This is a genomic window from Methylophaga sp. UBA5088 (assembly GCF_002414625.1).
In the GTDB taxonomy this organism is placed as follows: Bacteria; Pseudomonadota; Gammaproteobacteria; order Nitrosococcales; family Methylophagaceae; genus Methylophaga; species Methylophaga marina.
The window spans coordinates 1-4,486 of the sequence record NZ_DIAC01000072.1 but is presented as its reverse complement, the minus strand read 5'-3'; the positions used below and the strand labels follow the sequence as shown (position 1 = coordinate 4,486).

General features: G+C 43.0%; 6 protein-coding genes and 1 pseudogene. All 7 read right to left on the bottom strand.

Annotated elements, in window-relative coordinates; genetic code table 11:
• On the bottom strand, window positions 1–206 hold a 206-nt coding region (locus B4K20_RS09035; RefSeq protein ID WP_289282644.1), incomplete at its 3' end, for an SDR family NAD(P)-dependent oxidoreductase.
• A 6-nt stretch (window positions 207–212) separates the two neighbouring features.
• The gene (locus B4K20_RS09030) at window positions 213–572 is read right to left on the bottom strand and encodes a hypothetical protein (protein ID WP_286305750.1); all 360 of its coding nucleotides are present in this window, start codon (window positions 570–572) and stop codon (window positions 213–215) included.
• 57 nt (window positions 573–629) lie between these two features.
• Window positions 630–1,904 (bottom strand): hydroxysqualene dehydroxylase HpnE, encoded by a 1,275-nt coding sequence (gene hpnE / locus B4K20_RS09025; RefSeq protein ID WP_289282643.1) that lies wholly within the window; start codon window positions 1,902–1,904, stop codon window positions 630–632.
• Complete coding sequence (gene hpnD / locus B4K20_RS09020; protein WP_289282642.1) at window positions 1,901–2,749, bottom strand: presqualene diphosphate synthase HpnD; 849 nt, start codon at window positions 2,747–2,749, stop codon at window positions 1,901–1,903. The genes hpnE and hpnD overlap by 4 nt, the downstream gene beginning before the upstream one ends.
• Window positions 2,746–2,862: a ferredoxin gene (locus B4K20_RS16955; RefSeq protein WP_339608336.1), complete on the bottom strand. Its 117-nt coding sequence runs from the start codon at window positions 2,860–2,862 to the stop codon at window positions 2,746–2,748. Before B4K20_RS16955 ends, hpnD begins: the two co-directional genes overlap by 4 nt.
• Window positions 2,863–3,099: 237 nt before the next feature.
• Entirely contained in the window at window positions 3,100–4,185 is a 1,086-nt protein-coding gene (locus tag B4K20_RS09010) for an HD domain-containing phosphohydrolase (RefSeq protein ID WP_289243745.1), read from the bottom strand.
• An 80-nt stretch (window positions 4,186–4,265) separates the two neighbouring features.
• Window positions 4,266–4,486 (bottom strand): annotated as a pseudogene (locus B4K20_RS09005) (octaprenyl diphosphate synthase); the annotation flags it as partial.

Below are 4,486 nucleotides of genomic sequence, written 5' to 3'. Positions count from 1 at the left end.
AGAGGGTAGATGGCTGGAGTGATACCCGTTTGTTCCACAATCTCATCATAAACACTCTCAAGTTGTGGAACCTGTTTGTCCAGTAGGATGACTGTAGCACCTGCGTTTGCGCAGGCTTTTGCTACTGAGGCACCGATGCCTTGAGCGGCACCGGTGATAAGAATAATTTGCTGAGCCAATTGGCCATCCTCAGTATGTAATTGCATTAAGATTTATTCAGCTGGTACGAATTGGCTGAATTGTGCAACATCGTTGTGGAATTGTACTGCTGTAATACCATCTTTTTTATGCCATTCAAGGTGATCAACCGTCAATGAGTCGATTTTGTGTGTCTGGGTAACATCGGGTTCACCCCATTTTGCAATGGCTTCTTCTTTGGTCATACCAGCAATGGTGTCAGTTTCATCAGTCACTGTACCGGCTGTGTCCGTTGTATCATCACTGCTCATTTCAGCAGATGAAGGGGTAGAGGCATCGTTAGATTCTGTTTGGGCAGTGTTGTCATCGCCGCAAGCAACGATAAATGTACCTAAAAATAACGCAATTAAAAGTAATTTAATCTGTTTCAGCATAGCATTCCCTTATTGTTATAAATATTGAGCCATAAAGTATAGCAAGTGATTAATCGCTTAGCGAACCGTGTTGATTGTCATTATCAATTCGGCGGCTTTCTCACCATTAATCACCGCACCCTCTAGTGTAGCAGGATACAGGTTATGAATAATATCACCGGCTAAATACAATCCATTTACTGAGGATTGTGTATGTGGCCGATCTGAGCTGACATCAACGTAACTGCTGAAGGTAGCTCGTTTTTCACGGATAACATAACCATCAATCAATGCTGAGGTAATGACTAAGTCAGCTTGGCAAAGTTCATCGTGTAAGCGATCGATAAGCTCATCATTCGTTGACTCAAGATGCTTGCCCGGCCCACTGATGACAATGGCAAGTAGACCATTACCCCGATCAAATACCCATTGCCCTAAAGTGCCGCTTAAACCCAATAGTGGACGGGACAGTTTTGTGTCAGGCGTATATTGCAAATAGACGGTAATAATTGGGTAAAAACTTGGTTGAGAGGATGACCAATATTTACCCATCAGACGTTGTGTCGTGTGAGATCCAGTCGCGATAATAATATTGTCAGCTTTCAGGTGCCTATCATCGGCTGTGACAACACCCATCGCTTTATTCTCTTCTATCAGAATGGATTTGACACGTTTTTGCAAAGAAATTTCTCCGCCTTTTTGCTGAATATAGCGTTCAGCATAGGCAGGTAAACTATCTCCAAGAGGGACTTTGGGAATGAGAAAGTCAGCATATTCACGTTTTTTGAAGGTGCCTAATAAAACGTTAGCAAAAAGATGAGTAGATGCTTCTGAAACAGGTGTGTTCATGGTCGCGAGACATAGTGGTTCCCATAATTGCTTAATGAGTCGCTCGCTTTGTTTTTCTTTTTTTAGCCAGGTTAAGACAGGAATATCGTCTAGTTTCTTTTGCAAACGAGCCTTAAACATAAGCCGAGATAGTTGCACAAAAACAGGAAAGCCATTGAGTTGCCAAGTTTTTATTATCAGTGAGAGTGGCCAGGGGAGATACCGGGTATCTGTCAAGGTTAAATCAGCAAAATAAGGGTGGTGTATTGATACATTTAAAGGAAGACGTCGAAACAGCTCAGATTCTTCGGCACCTATGTCCTGCAATAATTTTAAAGTCTGCTGATAGGCGCCAATCAGCAGATGCTGGCCGTTATCAATGGTTTGCTCGTTCCAAGAAACATTTCGCGCGCGCCCTCCTAACTGCTTTGCCGACTCGATTAGATGGACCGACTCACCTTGTTCAAGTAAACGCACAGCAGCAGCAAGTCCACTCCAGCCGCCGCCAACAATTATGGTGGTCATTGTTGATGTTTTTTTTCTGCTCTGGATGTACGCCAGGCTAACCAGAGTTTTTTTAAGGGCGTTAAAGAGACGCGCTGTTTCATCACGCGAAACTGGTCTTTTTCTATTTCATCAAGTGTCGCTTCATAGATAGCAGACATAATGAGTCCGGTGCGCTGAGCGTAACGATCTTCAGGAGGTAACAAGCCTTTTGCTTCTTGATAAAAAGTACGGGCACGATCCGTTTCAAAGGCCAGAAGAGCGGTTAGTTCTGGTGTTTGCTTAAGTGCCAGGATGTCATCTACTTTAACACCAAATTGGTCCATATCCTCTTGAGGTAAATAGATACGGCCACGCTCAGCATCTTCACGAACATCACGAATAATATTGGTTAACTGAAAAGCCAACCCCAGTTTTTCTGCATATTTAAGCGTCTGGCGGTGTTGATAACCAAAAATCTCTGCAGCAAGTAACCCGACAACACTGGCAACACGATGACAATACAACGCAAGATGTTTAAATGCCTCATATCTGTGTTGGTATAAGTCCATTTCCATGCCATCAATAATTTCAAGGAAATATTCTTGATGCAGCTCGAAATGCTGTAGTGCTTCTTCTAAGGCTTTACCAACTGGATGTGTGGCTGTTTTGTTGAATATATTCTCTACTTCCGTTCGCCACCAAGCTAAGGTTTGTGCCGCGACTTCTGGATCCGCTATTTCATCAACAGCATCATCGACCTCTCGACAAAAAGCGTATAACGCAGTGATGGCCTGGCGTCGTTGTGGCGGTAAGAACATAAAGCTGTAATAAAAGCTTGAGCCACTTTTTGCTGCTTTGTCGCGACAGTATTGATCCGGCGTCATTTAACTAGGCGTTCCACAATCGTGTCGTTTAGCAAGTGGGACTCAATGATTTCATCAATATCTGCTTCAGTTTCAAAGTGATACCAAGTCCCTTCAGGATAGATAACTAACATGGGCCCCAGCTTGCATCGATTTAGACATCCTGCATTATTCACCCGGACTTTCTTTATTTTTAGTTCTTTCACACGTTGTTTTGCGTAATCACGAAGCGACTGTGAACCATGCTCTCCGCAATTAGCACTGCCATCGTCTCGCTGATGAGTACAGAAGAATAAGTGATATTTATATATTTGAGCCATAGTTAGTAAGGATAGCGAACCTTTCAGCAACTAAAAAGCATTTAAGTGAAATTAAGCCATATCGGATGTTTCTGCGACATGATCAGGGAAGCGGGCACGGTAATGAAGGACTTGTTCGATGATGGTAAGAAAGTGTGTCACTAACTCTGGATCAAAATGTCGACCTTTTTGTTCAATGAGATAATCGACGGCTTTTTCAATTGGCCAGGCTTTCTTGTATGGACGCTCTGACGTCAACGCATCAAAAACATCCGATATGGAACAGATGCGGCCTTCAATAGGAATATCCTTGCCTTTTAAACCCTGTGGGTAACCTGATCCGTCCCATTTTTCATGATGAGTCAGTGCAATATTGCTGGCCAGTTTGAGTAGCGGCACATTCGTATCAGCTAATAGATCAGCCCCAATCCTGACGTGTGTTTTCATCACTTCCCACTCGTCAGCATCTAACTTTCCAGGTTTAAGGAGAATATGGTCAGGAATACCGATTTTTCCAATATCATGCATTGGTGCCGCAGTCAGTATATCGGCGGCAAAACTCTCATCTAAACCTGCTGCAAGCGCTAGCATTTGCGCAAAATGGCTCATACGCAATATGTGATTGCCGGTTTCATTGTCTTTATATTCTGCAGCCCTGCCTAAGCGTTTAATAATTTCAAGACGACTTTGTTCTAGCTGTTGTGTCCTGTGTCTGACCTGTTGTTCAAGTGTTTCATTCTGCGTCTTTACCTGTTTGTGTAACAAGCGGACTTCCAGCATGTTTCTGATACGTTGGATCACTTCAGTTTGATCAAAGGGTTTGGTGATGAAATCTTTGGCACCGGAACAGAGCGATTTTTTTCTGATTTCCTGAGTAAGTTCTGCAGTAATAACGAGAACTGGCAGGTAATCGTTCTGAATCGCTGTTTGTAGTGTTTGCATTACCTGAAAACCATCCATATCCGGCATGCGAATATCCAGTAGGATGAGATCGATTTCGTATTCAAAATAACGCTGTTCTACTTCCGCACCTCGTGTCGTAGAAAAAAGAGAAGTGAAACCAGCCTGATGCAGCATCTTCTCCAGTAATTTAATGTTGACGAGCTGGTCATCAACAATAAGAATTCTGGCATTTAAAATGTCACTGTTTGAGATCATATGCTGCTAATACCTCTAGCTATGCGAGCGGGATGGATTATGGTCTGCTCTTGTTAGCATATCGATGACATTAAATGCATTTAGTAATCGCGCTGTACTGAAAAGTCAGCTAACGATAATAGTGCTTGTTTATATTCACTATCTACAAGCAGGTCGAGTGAATCTTTAGCTTGCTTAACTTCCTGTTCTGCTGCCTTCGCTGTGTAGTCAATGGCGCCGGTTTCTTGAATGATCTGGATGATTTCAGTGATTCTATCCCGTTGCCCATTTTCTATCGCTTCTCGAATAATGGCTGCTTGCT